The organism is Agromyces lapidis (assembly GCF_009749405.1).
GTDB lineage: Bacteria > Actinomycetota > Actinomycetes > Actinomycetales > Microbacteriaceae > Agromyces > Agromyces lapidis.
On record NZ_WBIQ01000003.1, the window covers coordinates 1 to 15,031 of the forward strand.

Genomic DNA, 15,031 nt, shown 5'->3' on the forward strand with positions numbered 1-15,031 from the left:
CATCTCCGAGATCGCGCAGCCCCGCGCGGGGGGGCAAGCCCCCCCCCCGGGGGGGGGGGGGGGGGGTCCCCCCCCCGCGGGCCCCCCCCGCGGCCGCGATCAGACCTTCAGGCGCCAGTCGTCGTCGTCATCGGGGTCGACCGCGCTCATCGCCGCGGTCTCGGTCGGCACGACCTCGATCACGGCGGTGACCGAGCCGGTCGGCGGGTCGATCATGGTGGCCTCGTCGCGCCGGTGGCGCAGCACGGTGTTGATGTACGAGCTCACGGCCTCGGCGAGCGGGATGTCGTGCCCGGCCTGCTGCGCCATGAACCAGCGGTGCTCGAGCAGCTGGTGGAACACCTCGGCCGGCTCGAGCTTGCCCCGCAGCTCGAGCGGGATCGCCCGCACGACGGGTTCGAACACGCGCATGAGCCACTCGTGCGCCACCATCTCCTCGTCGAGCTCGGCCTTGCCGTAGGCGGCGCGGTACGAGTCGAGGTCGTTGAGCAGTCGCCTGGCCTGGTTCTCGCCGGCGTCGATGCCGGTGAGTCGCAGGAGCCGGCGCTGGTGGTGGCCCGCGTCGACGACCTTCGGCTGGATCCGCACGGTCGTGCCCGAGGCATCCGTCTTGATCGCGAGCTCTTCGATGTCGAAGCCGAGCTCGTTCAGGCGGTTGACGCGCTCGTTGATGCGCCAGCGCTCGGCCGAGGAGAACGACTCGGAACCCGTGAGCTCGGTCCAGAGGCTGCGGTACGCCTCGACGATGCCGTTCGAGATGCGCACCGGGTCGAGCTCGTCGGCGACCTTGCCGCCGGCCTCGAGGTCGAGGAGCTCGCCGGCGATGTTCACGCGGGCGATCTCGAGGTCGTTCTCGCGCTGCCCGTTCGAGAGGCCGCCCTCGTAGAGCTTGCCCGTCTCTGCATCGACGAGGTACGCGGCGAAGGCGCCCGCGTCGCGGCGGAACAGCGTGTTCGAGAGCGACACGTCGCCCCAGAAGAATCCGACGATGTGCAGGCGCACGAGCAGCACCGCGAGCGCGTCGACGAGGCGGGTCGCGGTGTCGGGGCGCAGCGTCTGCGAGAAGAGCGCGCGGTACGGCAGCGAGAAGCGCAGGTGCCGGGTGACGAGCACGGGCTTCAACTCCTCGCCCTCGTCGTCGCTGCGGTTCGTGATGACGGCGACGGGGTCGACGCAGGGGATCTCGAGGCGCTGCAGGGTGCGCAGCATCTCGTACTCGCCCTTCGCCATCTCGGCGGTGGTCTCCTTGATGGCGACGACGTGCCCGCCGAGGTGGGCGAAGCGCACCAGGTGGCGGGAGATGCCCTTCGGGAGGGCGGCGATCGTGTCGCTCGGCCACGACTCGAGCGGAAGGTTCCACGGCAGGTCGAGGAGGGCCGGGTCGGCCATGGCCGAGGTGATCGAGAGGGAACCGCTCATGGTTCGATCCTTCCAGAAGACGGGCGGAGGCCTCGGGGACGGCCCCGGAAGACGGCGATGCCGGCCGGGCGAATCGCCCGACCGGCATCGATCGTCATGAGGCGCGAGGTCAGCTGACGACGGCCTTGTTGCCGAGGCGGTCGCCCGACTCGGCGTCGAAGAGGTGCACGTGGTTCGGCGTCGCGGTGAGGTAGACCTTCTCGCCGGCGTTCGGGTGCGCACGGCCGTCGACGCGCGCGACGATGTCGGTGCGCTTGCCCTCGACCGTCGAGTGGCCGTAGAGGTAGCCGTCTGCGCCGAGCTCCTCGACGAGGTCGACGTCGACCTCGAGGCCCTCGCCCGGGGTCGACGACACGACGATGTCTTCAGGGCGGACGCCGATGGTGGCGAGCGAGCCGGTGGCCTCGGCGAGCACGTCGCGGTCGACCGGCACGGTCGCGGTGCCGAACTTGACGCCGCCCTCGACGAGGTCGGCGTGGAACAGGTTCATGGCGGGCGAGCCGATGAAGCCGGCGACGAACACGTTCTGCGGCTTCTCGTAGAGGTCGCGCGGGGTGCCGACCTGCTGGAGCAGGCCGTCCTTCAGCACGGCGATGCGGTCGCCCATGGTGAGCGCCTCGGTCTGGTCGTGCGTGACGTAGACGGTCGTGACGCCGAGGCGGCGCTGCAGCGACGCGATCTGGGTACGGGTCTGCACGCGGAGCTTCGCGTCGAGGTTCGAGAGCGGCTCGTCCATGAGGAAGACCTGGGGCTGGCGCACGATGGCGCGGCCCATGGCGACGCGCTGACGCTGACCGCCCGAGAGCGCCTTCGGCTTGCGCGAGAGGTAGGGCTCGAGGTCGAGGAGCTTGGCCGCCTCGAGCACGCGCGCGGCGCGCTCCTCCTTGCCTACGCCGGCGATCTTGAGCGCGAAGCCCATGTTCTCGGCGACCGTCATGTGCGGGTACAGCGCGTAGTTCTGGAAGACCATCGCGATGTCGCGGTCCTTCGGGGGGACATCGGTGACATTGCGGTCGCCGATGAAGATGTTGCCGTCGTTGACCTCTTCGAGGCCCGCGAGCATGCGGAGCGACGTGGACTTGCCGCAACCCGACGGGCCGACGAGCACGAGGAACTCGCCGTCGGCGATCTCGAGGTCGAGCTGGTCGACCGCGGGGCGGGTGCCGCCCGGGTACAGGCGGGTGGCCTTGTCGAACGTGACTGACGCCATGGTGGTGACTCTCCTTCACCGGCAGGTACGTGCCGGACGATCCGTAGTGAATGGAAGCGCGTCGACATCGACGCCTCCTCAGTATCGCACGTGCGAACAGGCCCCCCCGACCACGGTGCGGATGCCCCGACGCCGGCCTCGGGGCATCCTCGCAGCCGCGACCCGGGGCGGGTGGAGGTCGCGTTCAGTGCCCGTTTGGGTGATTCCCAGCCATCGTCCCTACTATCGTCATTGCGTGCGCCTGCACTCGCGCGCGCCCACACAGCGACCGGAGTGACCATCGATGAGCAACGGCGGATCGAACCAGCCACGCCCCACCCGTAACCAGCAGCGCGAAGCCGCGCGCGAGAAGGCCAGGGAACTGCGCGAAGCGCAGAAGAAGCGGGAGCGCCGCAACAAGTTCCTCCTGGTCGGCGGCGTCACGGTCGCCGTCGTCCTCGTGATCGGCCTGGTCATCGGCGTCGTCGTGCAGAACATGAAGCCCGCCGGCCCCGGTCCCGCCAACATGGCCAGCAACGGCATCCTGCTCACCGGGGTCGACGGCGTCGCCACCCCGGTCGAGACGAAGTCGCTCCCCGCCGACGCCGACCCGATCCCGACCGAGCAGGACGACAGCGGCACGGTCGCGAACATCGTCGTCTACGTCGACTACCTGTGCCCCTTCTGCGGCCAGTTCGAGACGACGAACGGCGACACGATCCGCACGATGGTCGAGCAGGGGGCGGCCACCCTCGAGACGCACCCGCTCGCGATCCTCACCAACAAGTCGGCGGGCACCCAGTACTCGCTGCGTGCGGCGAACGCCGCCGCGTGCGTGGCCGACACCTCGCCCGAGTCGTTCTTCGACTTCAACGCACTGCTCTTCGCGAACCAGCCCGAGGAGGGCACGACCGGTCTCACGAACGACGAGATCAAGGGCTTCGTGAAGGAGGCGGGGGCCTCCTCGGTCGGCACGATCGAGAGCTGCATCGACTCGAAGGAGTTCTACGGCTGGGTGAACAACGCGACCGAGCGCGCCCTCACGCAGCCCGTGCCGAACTCCGACCTCCCGTCGATCAAGGGCACCCCGACCGTGCTCGTGAACGGCAAGCAGTACGTGGGCTCGCTCACCGACCCGGCCGAGTTCCAGTCGTTCGTGCTGCAGGCCACGGGCGAGGCGTTCTCGGAGTCGACCTCGACCCCGTCGCCGACCCCCACCCCGACGCCCGCGTCGTAGTCGCGATCCATCCCGACGAGGCCCGGCGTTCGCGCCGGGCCTTCGTCGTCGGGGAGGCCCGGGTAGGATGATCCGACGGGGCCACAGCCCTCCCCGCCGGCTTGGCGCAATTGGTAGCGCACCGCTCTTGTAAAGCGGTGGTTACGGGTTCGAGTCCCGTAGCCGGCTCTTGACCGAATTCATCTCCGGCGAACCGTCGAACGCCGAACCGCAGCACCCCGGCCATCGTCACGCGCACGTCCACCCGCATGTCGAGCGCACGCGCATGCCGCTCTGGATCGCCGTCGTGCTCGCGATCGTGTTCGGCGCGGGCACCGCGCTCCAGTCGCGCATCAACGGCCAGCTCGCCGCCGAACTCGACGACCCCTACACGGCGGCGGCGATCTCGTTCGGCACCGGCCTCGTGATCCTGACGGTCGCGCTCGCGGTCTGGCGGCCCGGCAGAGACGGGATCGCGCGGGTCCTCGCGGGCCTTCGCGCCGGGCGCCTCGCCTGGTGGATGGTGCTCGGCGGGCTCGCCGGGGCCTGGTTCGTCGTCACCCAGGGGCTCTCGGCCGGCGTGCTCGGCGTCGCCATGTTCACGGTCGCGATCGTCGCGGGCCAGACCATCGGCGGCATCGTCTTCGACCTGATCGGGCTCGGCCCGGGCGGCCGGCGCCCGCTCACGCCGATGCGCGTGCTCGGTGCGCTGCTCGCGCTCGTCGCGATCGGCTGGGCGGTGTCGGCGCAGCTCGCGCACGACGTGCCGCTGCTCGTGATGCTGTTCCCGTTCGTCGCCGGGCTCGGCGTCGGGTGGCAGCAGGCCGTCAACGGGCGGGTGAAGGCCGAGGCGGGCAGCGCGCTCACCGCGGCGTTCGGCAACTTCCTCGTCGGAACCGCGGCGCTCGTGGTGGTCATGCTCGGCCACGCCGCGATCGCGGGATGGCCCGAGCGCCTGCCGACGGAGCCGTGGCTCTATCTCGGCGGCGCGATCGGTTGCATCTTCATCGCAGGGCAGGCGCTCGTCGTCCGCGTCATCGGCGTGCTGCTGCTCGCCCTCTGCGGCGTCGCCGGCCAGCTCGCGGGGGCGCTCGCCCTCGACCTGCTGCTGCCCACCGGTCGCCCGGTCGACGGCGCCACGATCGGCGGCACCGTGCTCGCCGTCATCGCGGTCGCGGTCGCGTCGATCCGGTGGTCGCGCCACCGGCACCGTGCGCCCGAGCCGGGCGACGGCGACGCCGTCAGTCGATCGAGCTGAATCGCGGTGCCGGTCGCTCGGACGGACGCCCGGGACGCCTGCCTTCGGGCCGCCCGCCCACGTAGAGCCAGCCGAGCAGCTGCTCGCCGGGGGCGAGCCCGTGCATCTCGGCGACGAGGGGATTCCTCGTGAACGGCCCGGTGCGCCACATGACGCCCCAGCCGGCCTCGTCGAGGAGCAGGCTCAGCAGGTGCCCGACACCTGCGGCGGCGACGAGCTGCTCCCACTCGGGGGCCTTCGGGTGGAACCGCGGCGAGAGCACGAGCGCGAGCACGAGCGGTGCCCGCAGAGGCTTGGCCGCGAGCTTCACGGCGGCGTCGCCCTCGAAGCCCGACGCGGCGACGAGCGCCGCGCCGAGCCGCTCGCGGGCGGCTCCCCGCAGCGCGATCGTGCGCCACGGACGGAGGGCGGCATGGTCGGCGACCCGCTCGGCGACGCCGAGCAGCTCGAGGAGCTCGGCATCGTCGGGCGCGGCATCCGTCACCTTCGGTGCCGAACGCCGGGCGATCGCCGCATCGCGAACCGACGCCACCTCAGGACTCGGGCGTGAAGCCGAGGGCGAGCGAGTTCATGCAGTACCGGTCTCCCGTCGGGGTGCCGAAACCGTCGGGGAACACGTGCCCCAGGTGCGAGCCGCAGCTCGCGCAGCGCACCTCGGTGCGCACCATGCCGAGCGTGCGGTCCTCGATGAGCTCGACCGCCTCGGGCCGCACCGATTCGTAGAAGCTCGGCCAGCCGCAGCCCGAGTCGAACTTCGTGCCGCTCTTGAAGAGCTCGGCACCGCACGCCGCGCAGTTGTAGACGCCGGCGCGCTCCTCGTCGAGCAGCTCGCCCGTCCAGGGGCGCTCGGTCGCGGCCTCGCGGAGCACCGAGTACTGCTCGTCGCCCAGCTCGGCTCGCCACTCGGCATCGCTCTTGTTCACGGGGTAGGACATGGGGTGCTCCTCTCGGGGTCGCGGTCGACGGGTTCAATCGTCTCAGCTCGGCCGCACGATGGCTGCGGCCGCAACGGATGCAACACCGTGCGGCGGCCGTCTGTTCCGGCCGACGGCACACGCCGCGACCACTCGGCGCACTCTCGGCGGGCGTTCCCTAGTATGTGCTGCAGGTGGTGCGTCGACCGCCGTGACGGGAGGAACGCATGAGCGCAGAGCGCGTGCCGGACCGTCCCGACGTCGTCGGCCTCGATGACCGCCAGCTCCGAGTGCTCGCGTTCGAGTCGCGCACATGGCAGCAGCCCGCCCGCAAGGCCGAGGCGATCCGCGATGAGTTCGGCATCTCGGCCGCCCGCTACTATCGGATTCTCGGCGAGCTCATCGACTCGCCGGCGGCGCTCCGCCACGATCCGATGCTCGTCAAGCGACTGCAGCGGATGCGTTCGGCACGCCGGGCGGCGCGCTCCAGCCGTTCGATTCCCCTCGGCCGACCGCTCGACTGAGCCCGGCCCCGACCCGATCTGGATCACATGGCGCAGAAGTTCCCTCGCGATCGCTTCGACACGATCCCGCACGGCATCGACCGCGTCGGCGCACACCGAGCGCCCGCGCGTCGTGGGGCGCGATGGATCCGGTTCGGCTGGGCCGCGCTCGCGACCGTGGCGCTCGCCGGAGTCGGCATCGCCGGAGTCATGGTCTTCAACGACCGGCTGAACGCCGCGAGCGGTCCCGACCCGGCGTCCACGCCCGTGCCGACGGCGACCGCGGAGCCGACGATCTCGCCCGAGGTGAAGGTGACCGTGCTGAACGGCACCAGCACCGCCGGGCTCGCGGCCAAGGCCGCCGAGGCGCTCACCGCCGGCGGCGTCCCGGTCGACGCCACCGCGAACGCGAGCGCGAACGACCTCACCGACACCGTGGTCTACTACGCGACGCCCGATCTCGAGGGCGCCGCGCGCGGCGTCGCGACGCTGCTGCCCGAGGCCGACGTGCGCCTCTCCGAGACCTTCGCCGAGACGGGAACGCCGCTGGTGCTCGTGCTCGGTTCGGACTACGCGGAGGCCGCGGCCGGCTGAGCCGGGCGAAGATCGTTGCCATTCTGCGACCATTCGTGACGCGCACCCCCTTGCGTCCGGGCGGCGCGGTGTGACTATCTGGAGTTGGTCGCCCGAGCCCGTGTGCACGTCCGGCACCTCAGGTGCCTCGTTCGCCCGCGTCGAGGGCGACCCGGTACAGGCGACAGGCAGGTGCTGATCCACACACCGCAACATGGGAGCAACGAATGGCGAACGGAACCGTCAAGTGGTTCAACGCTGAAAAGGGATACGGGTTCATCACCGTCGACGGAGACGGCCAAGACGTCTTCGTCCACTACTCCGCCATCGACATGGCCGGGTACAAGGTGCTCGAAGAGGGCCAGCAGGTCGTCTTCGAGGTCGGCACTGGGTCGAAGGGGCCGCAGGCCGAAGCCGTTCGTCCCGCCTGAGCGCACGCGAATTCCGAACGCGCCGTCGCCCCTCCGACGGTGCGTTCGGCGTGTCAGGGGAGATCGCAGGACGACGCTCCCCGCGCATCGCTACCATGTGGCTATGGCCACGGGGGTCCGAGCGAACTTTCAGCGGCGAGGGTTCGCATTCGCCGCCGTCGCAGCTGCGGCGCTGCTCGTCGCGGGCTGCCAGCAGGCGCCGCCCGAGCCGACGCCCGAACCGAGCGCCGAGGCCCGACCGGTGGGCAGCTCGCAGCCGCTCGCCGTGGCGTTCTCCCCGCTCCGGGGCACGTCGACGGACCCGGCCGCGCCGGCGCATCCCTCGCTCGCCGCCAAGATCGACAACCACGAAGACGCGCGGCCCCAGATCGCGCTGAATCGCACCGATCTCGTGTTCGAGGAACTCGTGGAGGGCGGCCTCACCCGCTACCTCGCGGTCTGGCACTCCGACCTCCCCGACGACATCGGACCGGTGCGTTCCATCCGTCCGATGGACCCCGACATCGCCTCGCCGCTCGGTGGCGTGATCGCGTACTCGGGCGGGCAGGACCAGTTCGTCGCCATGATGATGGCGACCCCGCTCGTCAACGTCGTCTTCGACCTCGACGAGACCGGCCTGTTCTCGCGCGCCGACGAGCGGCCGGGCCCGCACGACGTGATCCTGGACGCCGCCGAAACGATGGCGCGCAACGCGAAGCTCGCGCCGCCGCCCGTGCTCTTCGACTACGGCACGGCTGATCCGCTCGCCGATCCGGCGCTCGCCGCCGCACCGACGTCGCGCATCGCGCTGGTGTTCTCGGAGGGGCGCTCGCCGTCGTGGGACTGGGACGCCGGCTCCTCGTCGTGGTTGCGCTCACAGGAGGGGGTCGCGGATCTCGAGGCGGGCGGCGCGCGTGTGCGCGCGACCAACGTGGTGACGCTCGAGGTCGGCATCGACTGGCGGTACGGCGAGGTGCCGAAGACGGTGCTCATCGGTTCGGGGGAGGCCTGGGTGTCGGTCGGCGGGCGCACCGCGCACGGTACGTGGGCGAAGGATGCGGCGGCCTCGCCGATCGAGCTCACAGCCGACGACGCCTCACCCCTGCGGCTCGCCCCCGGCAACACCTGGATCGAGCTCTTGCCCGAGAGAGGCAGAGCGTCGTTCACGCCCTGACGGGGCCCGCGCTGTTCGCGCTCGGCGTGCGCCGAGGGCATCGGGCTCGCTTGCACTCGTGGCAGTCGAGTGCCAGAATCGTCTTAGCACTCACGCGATTTGAGTGCTAATCACGAATCTTTGAAGACGTCCGAGAAGGGGCGAGAAACACACATGGCAAAGATCATTGCTTTCGATGAGGAGGCCCGCCGCGGCCTCGAGCGTGGCCTCAACACGCTCGCCGACGCCGTCAAGGTGACCCTCGGCCCGCGCGGTCGCAACGTCGTGCTCGAGAAGAAGTGGGGCGCCCCCACGATCACGAACGACGGCGTCTCGATCGCCAAGGAGATCGAGCTCGACGACCCGTACGAGAAGATCGGTGCCGAGCTCGTCAAGGAGGTCGCCAAGAAGACCGACGACGTCGCCGGTGACGGCACCACGACCTCGGTCGTGCTCGCCCAGGCGCTCGTCCGCGAGGGCCTCCGCAACGTCGCCGCAGGCGCCGACCCCATCTCGCTGAAGCGCGGCATCGAGAAGGCCGTCCAGGCCGTCGAGGCCGAGCTGCTCGCGAACGCGAAGGACGTCGAGACGAAGGAAGAGATCGCCGCCACGGCCTCGATCTCGGCCGCCGACGAGCAGATCGGTGCGCTCATCGCCGAGGCGATCGACAAGGTCGGCAAGGAGGGCGTCGTCACCGTCGAGGAGTCGAACACCTTCGGCACCGAGCTCGAGCTCACCGAGGGCATGCGCTTCGATAAGGGCTACCTGTCGGCCTACTTCGTGACCGACCCCGAGCGCCAGGAAGCGGTCTTCGAAGACCCCTACATCCTGATCGTCAACAGCAAGGTCTCGAACATCAAGGACCTGCTGCCCATCGTCGACAAGGTGATCCAGACCGGCAAGCAGCTGCTCATCATCGCCGAGGACGTCGACGGCGAGGCGCTCGCGACGCTGATCGTCAACAAGATCCGCGGCATCTTCAAGTCTGTCGCCGTCAAGGCCCCCGGCTTCGGCGACCGTCGCAAGGCGCAGCTCCAGGACATCGCGATCCTCACCGGCGGCCAGGTCATCTCCGAGGAGGTCGGCCTCAAGCTCGAGAACGTCACCCTCGACCTGCTCGGTCAGGCCCGCAAGGTCATCATCACCAAGGACGAGACGACCATCGTCGAGGGTGCCGGTGACGAGGAGGCCATCGCCGGCCGCGTCGCGCAGATCCGCAAGGAGATCGACAACACCGACTCCGACTACGACCGCGAGAAGCTCCAGGAGCGCCTCGCCAAGCTCGCCGGCGGCGTCGCCGTCATCAAGGCGGGTGCGGCGACCGAGGTCGAGCTCAAGGAGCGCAAGCACCGCATCGAAGACGCGGTCCGCAACGCGAAGGCCGCCGTCGAAGAGGGCATCGTCGCCGGTGGTGGCGTCGCGCTCATCCAGGCCGGCAAGACCGCGTTCGAGAAGCTCGACCTCACGGGCGACGAGGCGACCGGTGCGAACATCGTGCGCGTCGCGATCGACGCCCCGCTCAAGCAGATCGCCCTCAACGCCGGCCTCGAGCCGGGCGTCGTGGTCGACCGCGTGCGCAACCTCCCGGTCGGCCAGGGCCTCAACGCCGCGACCGGCGAGTACGTCGACATGCTCGCTGCCGGCATCAACGACCCGGTGAAGGTCACCCGCTCCGCGCTGCTCAACGCCGCGTCGATCGCCGGTCTCTTCCTCACCACCGAGGCCGTCGTCGCCGACAAGCCCGAGAAGAACCCGGTTCCGGCCGGCGACCCCACGGGTGGCATGGACTTCTAAGCAGGTCCGCGACAGACGATCGCGCGAAGGGCGTCTCCTCCGGGAGGCGCCCTTCGTCGTGTGCGGGCGTCGTCATCGCACCAGTCTTGCCGACCGGCCACCGGCAGCGGTGCCCGATGTGATTCACCGCAGGAACAGTCGCGCGTTCGCCTGCTCGGCCTCGGTGTACTGCGTCGCGGCGATGCCGAGCGCGCGGCTGAGCCCGACAAGGCTCTGCTCGACCTGCAGCTGCGTGGTCCGCCAGTCGGAGACGGCCCCCTGGAACGCGCTCGAGGCCTGGCCCGACCACGACGACTGCAGTCCGGTGAGCTGCGAGAGCAGCGCCTGCACGTCGGATTGGATGCGCCCGATCGTGCTCTGCGCGGTCTGGGTGGCGGCGGCGACCTGTTCGGCGTCGACGTGGTAGCTGGTCATGTGGGCATCCCTTCGTTCGGTGTGCCCACACGCTATTCGGCCGTCGGGGCGGGGCAGCTGGGAGGGCGGACACCCGCGGCCGGGTGAGGCCGCGACGGAAGTGGGGAGGAGTGGTCGGAACCGCTCGGCTCAGCCCTCGGTGATCGCCTGCGGCGCCGCCGACGACCCGGCGAGCGGCAGCATGACCCGGAACGTCGCCCCGCCACCCGGCGTCTCGACCACGTCGACCGTGCCGTTGTGGGCCGCGACGATCGAGGAGACGATCGCGAGCCCGAGACCGGAGCCGCCCGTCTCGCGCGTGCGCGAGGTATCGGCGCGCCAGAACCGCTGGAAGATCTTCTCGCGGATCTGCGGCGGGATGCCTTCGCCGTGATCGACGACCTCGACCACCGCGCGCTCGGCCGCGTCGTCGATCGACACGCGGATCTCGAGCGGGCTGCCGTCGTTCGTGAAGCGGATCGCGTTGCCCATCAGGTTCGTGATGACCTGGCGGATCTTGTTCTCCTCGGCGAGCACCACCGCACGGCGGACCGGCTTCGGCGTCGCGTCAGCGGGACGGTCCGACGCCGCCGCAGCGGCCTCTGCAGCGGCGGCCGCCGTGCGCTCTGCTGCCTTGGCCGCGGCCGCGGCCTCGGCTTCGGCGCGAGCGGTGTGCGCCGCGTTCTGCCGTCCGGCGCGTCGCGCGGCCTGGGCGGCGGCGGTCGCCGCACGACGGGCTGCCTGCGCCTCCTTGCGCGCCACTGCCGCGGGCGAGGGCTCGCTCCTGGGCTGCCTGCCCCGCAGGCGCGCCAGCGTGGCGCCGGCGAACGAGATGGGGCCGGTCGCCGCGGCGCGGGCGGCGGGGTCGAGTTCGACCACCAGTTCGGGTGCGTCGGCCGGGGACTCCGCCTCGCCGAGCTCTTCGGGCGCGATCACGGTGACGGTGCGACCGGGGTGCGCCGCCATCGTGTCGAGGGCCGCGTCGCGGGCGAGCGGCACGAGGTCGACCTCGGCGAGCTCGAGCGGCTTCGCCTCGTCGAGACGCGCGAGGGCGAGCAGGTCTTCGACGAGGCCGCCCATGCGGATGGCCTCCTTCTCGATGCGGTCCATCGCCTGCGCCACTTCATCGGGCGACTGCAGTGCGCCCATCCGGTAGAGCTCGGCGTAGCCGCGCACCGAGACGAGCGGGGTGCGCAGTTCGTGCGAGGCGTCGCCGACGAAACGGCGCATCTGGTCGATCGTGCGGGCACGGTCGCGGAAGGCACGGTCGATGCGGTTGAGCATCGTGTTCAGCGAACGGTTGAGGCGGCCGACCTCGGTGTTCGGCGTCGCTCCGCCGAGCCGCTGGCTGAAGTCGCCGTCGGCGATCGCGGCCGCCGTGCGCTCGACCTCACGGAGCGGGCCGAAGGTGCTCGTCACGAGCATGCGGGTGAGCAGGGCGCCCACGAGCACCACGCCGAAGCCGAAGCCGAAGAAGATCGTGAGGTAGACGGCGAGCAGGCGCTCGGTGTCCTGCGTCGAGACGGCGATCACGATCGGCACGAGCGTGCCGTGCGAGTCGGCCGTCATCAGCGCAGCGACGGCGCGGAAGGTGGGGTCGCCGTTCGCATCGTCGAGGGAGAACGTCTGGTAATGCCCGCTGTTCATGGCGGTGACCTGCGCCTGGGTCATCGTCTCAGGGAAGTCCGGCCACTGCTCCTCGGGAACGCTCTCCCAGTTGTTGCGCTTGTACTCGCCGCTCGCGGTGTAGATCGCGACGAAGACGTCGTCCTTCGAGGAGAAGTCGAGCTGGTTGAGGTTCGTCTGCACGCGAGGCTTGTCGCTGTCGATCTCGAAGTACTGCTTCATCGACCCCGACGCGATCGCCTCGAGCTTCGAACCCATCTGGTCCTCGACGTAGGAGCGCAGCATCGCGGCCGTGCCGATGCCCGAGACGAGCAGCCCGAGCGTCAGCATGAGCACCGTCACCCCGGTGATCTTGGTGCGGAGCGAGATGCGGTTCCACCGCTCGAACAACGTCTGATTCATGGCGGGCCGAGTCTAGGCGGCGGAACCTGAGTCAGGGCTTGGAGGAGGACTTGAGCATGTACCCGAACCCCCGCTTGGTCTGGATGAGCGGTTCGGCCGAGTGCTGGTCGAGCTTGCGGCGCAGGTACGAGATGTAGCTCTCGACGATGCCGGCGTCGCCGTTGAAGTCGTACTCCCACACGTGGTCAAGGATCTGCGCCTTCGACAGCACGCGGTTCGGGTTCAGCATGAGGTAGCGCAGCAGCTTGAACTCGGTGGGGGAGAGCTCGACCGGCACGTCGCCGACGAGCACCTCGTGCGTGTCCTGGTCCATCGTGAGCTCGCCGGTGCGGATCACCGCGTCCTCCTCGGCGTGCATGGTGCGGCGCAGGATCGCCTTGATGCGGGCGACGATCTCGTCGAGCGAGAAGGGCTTGGTGACGTAGTCGTCGCCGCCGACCGTGAGGCCGGTGATCTTGTCCTCCGTGTCGTCCTTCGCGGTGAGGAAGAGGATCGGGGCGGTGTAGCCTGCGGACCGCAGCCGCTTGGTGACGCCGAAGCCGTTCATGTCGGGCAGCATCACGTCGAGGATGATGAGGTCGGGCTCCTCCTCGAGCACGGCCGAGATGGTCTGCGCGCCGTTGCCGACGGCGCGCACCGCGAAGCCGGCGAAGCGCAGGCTGGTGGTGAGAAGGTCGCGGATGTTGGGCTCGTCGTCGACGATGAGAATGCGAGGTCCGTCGCTCATGTCTCGATTCTCTTGACGTTCGCTGAATCTTGGCTGTGAGTCGTGTGGATGGCGGGTCACTGCGGCGGGGCGGCGACTCGGATGCAGCAGCTGCCTGCACCCGGGTCGAGGAGCACCATGGCCGGGTCGGTGCCCGTGGAGCGGGCCATGCCGCAGACGAGCGCATGGTTCAGGTCGCAGACGACGGCCGCGTTCTCGAGGGCGAGTCGATGGAACGGGCAGGTGCCGAGCGTCACGCCCGATTCGCCGCCGTCGTGCGGCTCGAAGCCGGCTTCCGCGAGGGCGGTGCCGAGGTCGGGGGATGCCCCGGCGAGCGCCCGCCCCGCCCGTTCCGCGGCCTCGTGCAGCGCTTCGCGCACCGGGACGCCGTCGTCGACGGCCCGGCCGATCGCCTCGGCCATGACCCGTCCGCCGAGTTCGTAGAGCCGTGACGGGAGGCTGATCGCCACCTCCCCTTCGGCGCGGCGGTAGAGCTTCGCCGGGCGGCCGGCGCCAGGGCCGGTGCGTCCGGTGAGCCGGCGGGACTCGGTCGTGAGCAGCCCGGCCTCGACGAGTCGGTCGAGGTGGAAGGCGGCCGTGCTCCGAGGCAGGTCGAGGGCTTCGGCGACGTGGTCGCGCCCGACGGCGTCGGCGCTGTCAGCGACGACGCGGTAGACGCGGCGTCGCGCCGGGTCGGCGAGCGCGCCGACTGCGCGGATCGCGTCGGGGTCGCCCATCGCTGCGATGCCCATGATCGGAGTGTATCTCTAAATGCAGCAATCATTGACAAAAGAATCTCACGGGCCTAGCCTCGGCTGCAGGGAGCCCGGAGGGGGAACATGACGTCGAGCGAGTTCGCGGCCGCGGCCGAAGTACCGAGGCTCCACGCGGTCACCGCCGAGGAGGCGGAGCACGCGATCGACCGCGATGCGGCCGCCGACGCCGTGCGGGCCCTGCTCGTCGCACTCGGCCGCGATGTCGAGAGCGAGCATCTCGCCGACACGCCGAGGCGGGTCGCCGACGCCTACATCGAGATGCTGACACCCCGCCCGTTCACCCCGACGACCTTTCCGGGCGAGGGGTACGGAGAACTCGTCGTCGTCCGGGACATCCCGTTCGACTCGCTCTGCGAGCATCACCTCCTGCCCTTCCGCGGCGTCGCCCACCTCGGGTACGTCCCCGGCGACCGGATCATCGGGCTCTCGAAGCTCGCGCGGGTCGTCGAGCAGTACGCCCGCGACCTGCAGGTGCAGGAGCGGCTGACGAGACAGATCGCCGATCGGCTCGTCGAGGTGCTCCACCCCGAGGGGGTGGGCGTGGTGATCGAGGCCGAGCACCTCTGCATGTCGCTGCGCGGCGTGCAGGTGCCCGGCACGCGCACGATCACGAGCTCGCTCGCGGGCGTCGTGCGCGATGACGACCGCTTCCGCCGCGAGTTCCTCGAGCGCTGCGGCGTCGGCAGAACGGAGCACTGA

The 15,031-nt window shown here is 70.4% G+C and carries 16 protein-coding genes and 1 tRNA gene; 9 read left to right on the forward strand and 8 right to left on the reverse strand.

The features are described 5' to 3' along the window. Nucleotides 1-99: 99 nt before the first annotated feature. Nucleotides 100-1,419, reverse strand: a complete 1,320-nt coding sequence (locus GQQ93_RS06325; protein WP_157423406.1) for a DUF4032 domain-containing protein — start codon at nt 1,417-1,419, stop codon at nt 100-102. A 109-nt stretch (nt 1,420-1,528) separates the two neighbouring features. Next, on the reverse strand, nt 1,529-2,629 hold the full coding sequence (locus tag GQQ93_RS06330; RefSeq protein WP_157423407.1) for an ABC transporter ATP-binding protein: 1,101 nt from the start codon (nt 2,627-2,629) through the stop codon (nt 1,529-1,531). Nucleotides 2,630-2,912: 283 nt separating this feature from the next. Here GQQ93_RS06330 and GQQ93_RS06335 point away from each other — a divergent pair, with 283 nt between their 5' ends. The 3 genes from GQQ93_RS06335 to GQQ93_RS06345 all read left to right on the forward strand — a co-directional run bounded on the left by GQQ93_RS06335 (nt 2,913) and on the right by GQQ93_RS06345 (nt 5,082). Then, the gene (locus GQQ93_RS06335; RefSeq protein WP_157423408.1) at nt 2,913-3,845 is read left to right on the forward strand and encodes a DsbA family protein; all 933 of its coding nucleotides are present in this window, start codon (nt 2,913-2,915) and stop codon (nt 3,843-3,845) included. A 95-nt stretch (nt 3,846-3,940) separates the two neighbouring features. Next, nucleotides 3,941-4,013, forward strand: a tRNA-Thr gene (locus tag GQQ93_RS06340). 1 nt (nt 4,014) lies between these two features. Beyond that, on the forward strand, nt 4,015-5,082 hold the full coding sequence (locus GQQ93_RS06345) for a DMT family transporter (protein ID WP_246192143.1): 1,068 nt from the start codon (nt 4,015-4,017) through the stop codon (nt 5,080-5,082). On the opposite strand, the gene GQQ93_RS06350 is transcribed toward GQQ93_RS06345, so the two are convergent. After that, nucleotides 5,066-5,614 (reverse strand): nitroreductase family protein, encoded by a 549-nt coding sequence (locus GQQ93_RS06350; RefSeq protein WP_157423409.1) that lies wholly within the window; start codon nt 5,612-5,614, stop codon nt 5,066-5,068. The two genes, GQQ93_RS06345 and GQQ93_RS06350, sit on opposite strands and share 17 nt — an antisense overlap. A gap of 1 nt (nt 5,615) precedes the next feature. Further along, nucleotides 5,616-6,017, reverse strand: coding sequence for a peptide-methionine (R)-S-oxide reductase MsrB (gene msrB / locus GQQ93_RS06355; protein WP_157423410.1), 402 nt, complete (start codon nt 6,015-6,017; stop codon nt 5,616-5,618). A 206-nt stretch (nt 6,018-6,223) separates the two neighbouring features. On the opposite strand from msrB, the gene GQQ93_RS06360 reads away from it, so the two are divergent. The 5 genes from GQQ93_RS06360 to groL all read left to right on the forward strand — a co-directional run bounded on the left by GQQ93_RS06360 (nt 6,224) and on the right by groL (nt 10,429). Then, nucleotides 6,224-6,520 (forward strand): DUF3263 domain-containing protein, encoded by a 297-nt coding sequence (locus tag GQQ93_RS06360; protein WP_157423411.1) that lies wholly within the window; start codon nt 6,224-6,226, stop codon nt 6,518-6,520. Between the two features lie 27 nt (nt 6,521-6,547). Continuing rightward, nucleotides 6,548-7,093 (forward strand): LytR C-terminal domain-containing protein, encoded by a 546-nt coding sequence (locus GQQ93_RS06365; protein WP_157423412.1) that lies wholly within the window; start codon nt 6,548-6,550, stop codon nt 7,091-7,093. 206 nt (nt 7,094-7,299) lie between these two features. Beyond that, entirely contained in the window at nt 7,300-7,503 is a 204-nt protein-coding gene (locus GQQ93_RS06370; RefSeq protein ID WP_022889901.1) for a cold-shock protein, read from the forward strand. A 103-nt stretch (nt 7,504-7,606) separates the two neighbouring features. Further along, nucleotides 7,607-8,656 carry a DUF3048 domain-containing protein gene (locus tag GQQ93_RS06375; RefSeq protein WP_157423413.1) on the forward strand — a complete coding sequence of 350 codons (1,050 nt, stop codon included), beginning with the start codon at nt 7,607-7,609 and terminating at the stop codon, nt 8,654-8,656. 153 nt (nt 8,657-8,809) lie between these two features. Next, nucleotides 8,810-10,429: a chaperonin GroEL gene (gene groL / locus GQQ93_RS06380; protein WP_157423414.1), complete on the forward strand. Its 1,620-nt coding sequence runs from the start codon at nt 8,810-8,812 to the stop codon at nt 10,427-10,429. A 123-nt stretch (nt 10,430-10,552) separates the two neighbouring features. Here groL and GQQ93_RS06385 read toward each other — a convergent pair whose 3' ends face one another. The 4 genes from GQQ93_RS06385 to GQQ93_RS06400 all read right to left on the reverse strand — a co-directional run bounded on the left by GQQ93_RS06385 (nt 10,553) and on the right by GQQ93_RS06400 (nt 14,308). After that, nucleotides 10,553-10,843 carry a WXG100 family type VII secretion target gene (locus GQQ93_RS06385; protein WP_157423415.1) on the reverse strand — a complete coding sequence of 97 codons (291 nt, stop codon included), beginning with the start codon at nt 10,841-10,843 and terminating at the stop codon, nt 10,553-10,555. 129 nt (nt 10,844-10,972) lie between these two features. Then, on the reverse strand, nt 10,973-12,850 hold the full coding sequence (locus tag GQQ93_RS06390; RefSeq protein ID WP_157423416.1) for a sensor histidine kinase: 1,878 nt from the start codon (nt 12,848-12,850) through the stop codon (nt 10,973-10,975). Nucleotides 12,851-12,881: 31 nt separating this feature from the next. Next, nucleotides 12,882-13,577, reverse strand: a complete 696-nt coding sequence (locus tag GQQ93_RS06395; RefSeq protein ID WP_022889907.1) for a response regulator transcription factor — start codon at nt 13,575-13,577, stop codon at nt 12,882-12,884. A gap of 56 nt (nt 13,578-13,633) precedes the next feature. Continuing rightward, nucleotides 13,634-14,308 (reverse strand): helix-turn-helix transcriptional regulator, encoded by a 675-nt coding sequence (locus tag GQQ93_RS06400; RefSeq protein WP_212277274.1) that lies wholly within the window; start codon nt 14,306-14,308, stop codon nt 13,634-13,636. 87 nt (nt 14,309-14,395) lie between these two features. On the opposite strand from GQQ93_RS06400, the gene folE reads away from it, so the two are divergent. After that, nucleotides 14,396-15,031, forward strand: a complete 636-nt coding sequence (folE, locus tag GQQ93_RS06405) for a GTP cyclohydrolase I FolE (RefSeq protein WP_157423417.1) — start codon at nt 14,396-14,398, stop codon at nt 15,029-15,031.

Bases quoted from the DNA above. Each gene is read 5' to 3' on its own strand.
- GQQ93_RS06400 (WP_212277274.1), bottom strand. From the start codon at position 14,308: ATGGGCATCGCAGCGATGGGCGACCCCGACGCGATCCGCGCAGTCGGC.
- groL (WP_157423414.1), top strand. From the start codon at position 8,810: ATGGCAAAGATCATTGCTTTCGATGAGGAGGCCCGCCGCGGCCTCGAG.
- GQQ93_RS06385 (WP_157423415.1), bottom strand. From the start codon at position 10,843: ATGACCAGCTACCACGTCGACGCCGAACAGGTCGCCGCCGCCACCCAG.
- GQQ93_RS06360 (WP_157423411.1), top strand. From the start codon at position 6,224: ATGAGCGCAGAGCGCGTGCCGGACCGTCCCGACGTCGTCGGCCTCGAT.
- GQQ93_RS06375 (WP_157423413.1), top strand. From the start codon at position 7,607: ATGGCCACGGGGGTCCGAGCGAACTTTCAGCGGCGAGGGTTCGCATTC.
- GQQ93_RS06390 (WP_157423416.1), bottom strand. From the start codon at position 12,850: ATGAATCAGACGTTGTTCGAGCGGTGGAACCGCATCTCGCTCCGCACC.
- GQQ93_RS06325 (WP_157423406.1), bottom strand. From the start codon at position 1,419: ATGAGCGGTTCCCTCTCGATCACCTCGGCCATGGCCGACCCGGCCCTC.
- GQQ93_RS06330 (WP_157423407.1), bottom strand. From the start codon at position 2,629: ATGGCGTCAGTCACGTTCGACAAGGCCACCCGCCTGTACCCGGGCGGC.
- msrB (WP_157423410.1), bottom strand. From the start codon at position 6,017: ATGTCCTACCCCGTGAACAAGAGCGATGCCGAGTGGCGAGCCGAGCTG.
- GQQ93_RS06395 (WP_022889907.1), bottom strand. From the start codon at position 13,577: ATGAGCGACGGACCTCGCATTCTCATCGTCGACGACGAGCCCAACATC.
- GQQ93_RS06365 (WP_157423412.1), top strand. From the start codon at position 6,548: ATGGCGCAGAAGTTCCCTCGCGATCGCTTCGACACGATCCCGCACGGC.
- GQQ93_RS06335 (WP_157423408.1), top strand. From the start codon at position 2,913: ATGAGCAACGGCGGATCGAACCAGCCACGCCCCACCCGTAACCAGCAG.
- folE (WP_157423417.1), top strand. From the start codon at position 14,396: ATGACGTCGAGCGAGTTCGCGGCCGCGGCCGAAGTACCGAGGCTCCAC.
- GQQ93_RS06370 (WP_022889901.1), top strand. From the start codon at position 7,300: ATGGCGAACGGAACCGTCAAGTGGTTCAACGCTGAAAAGGGATACGGG.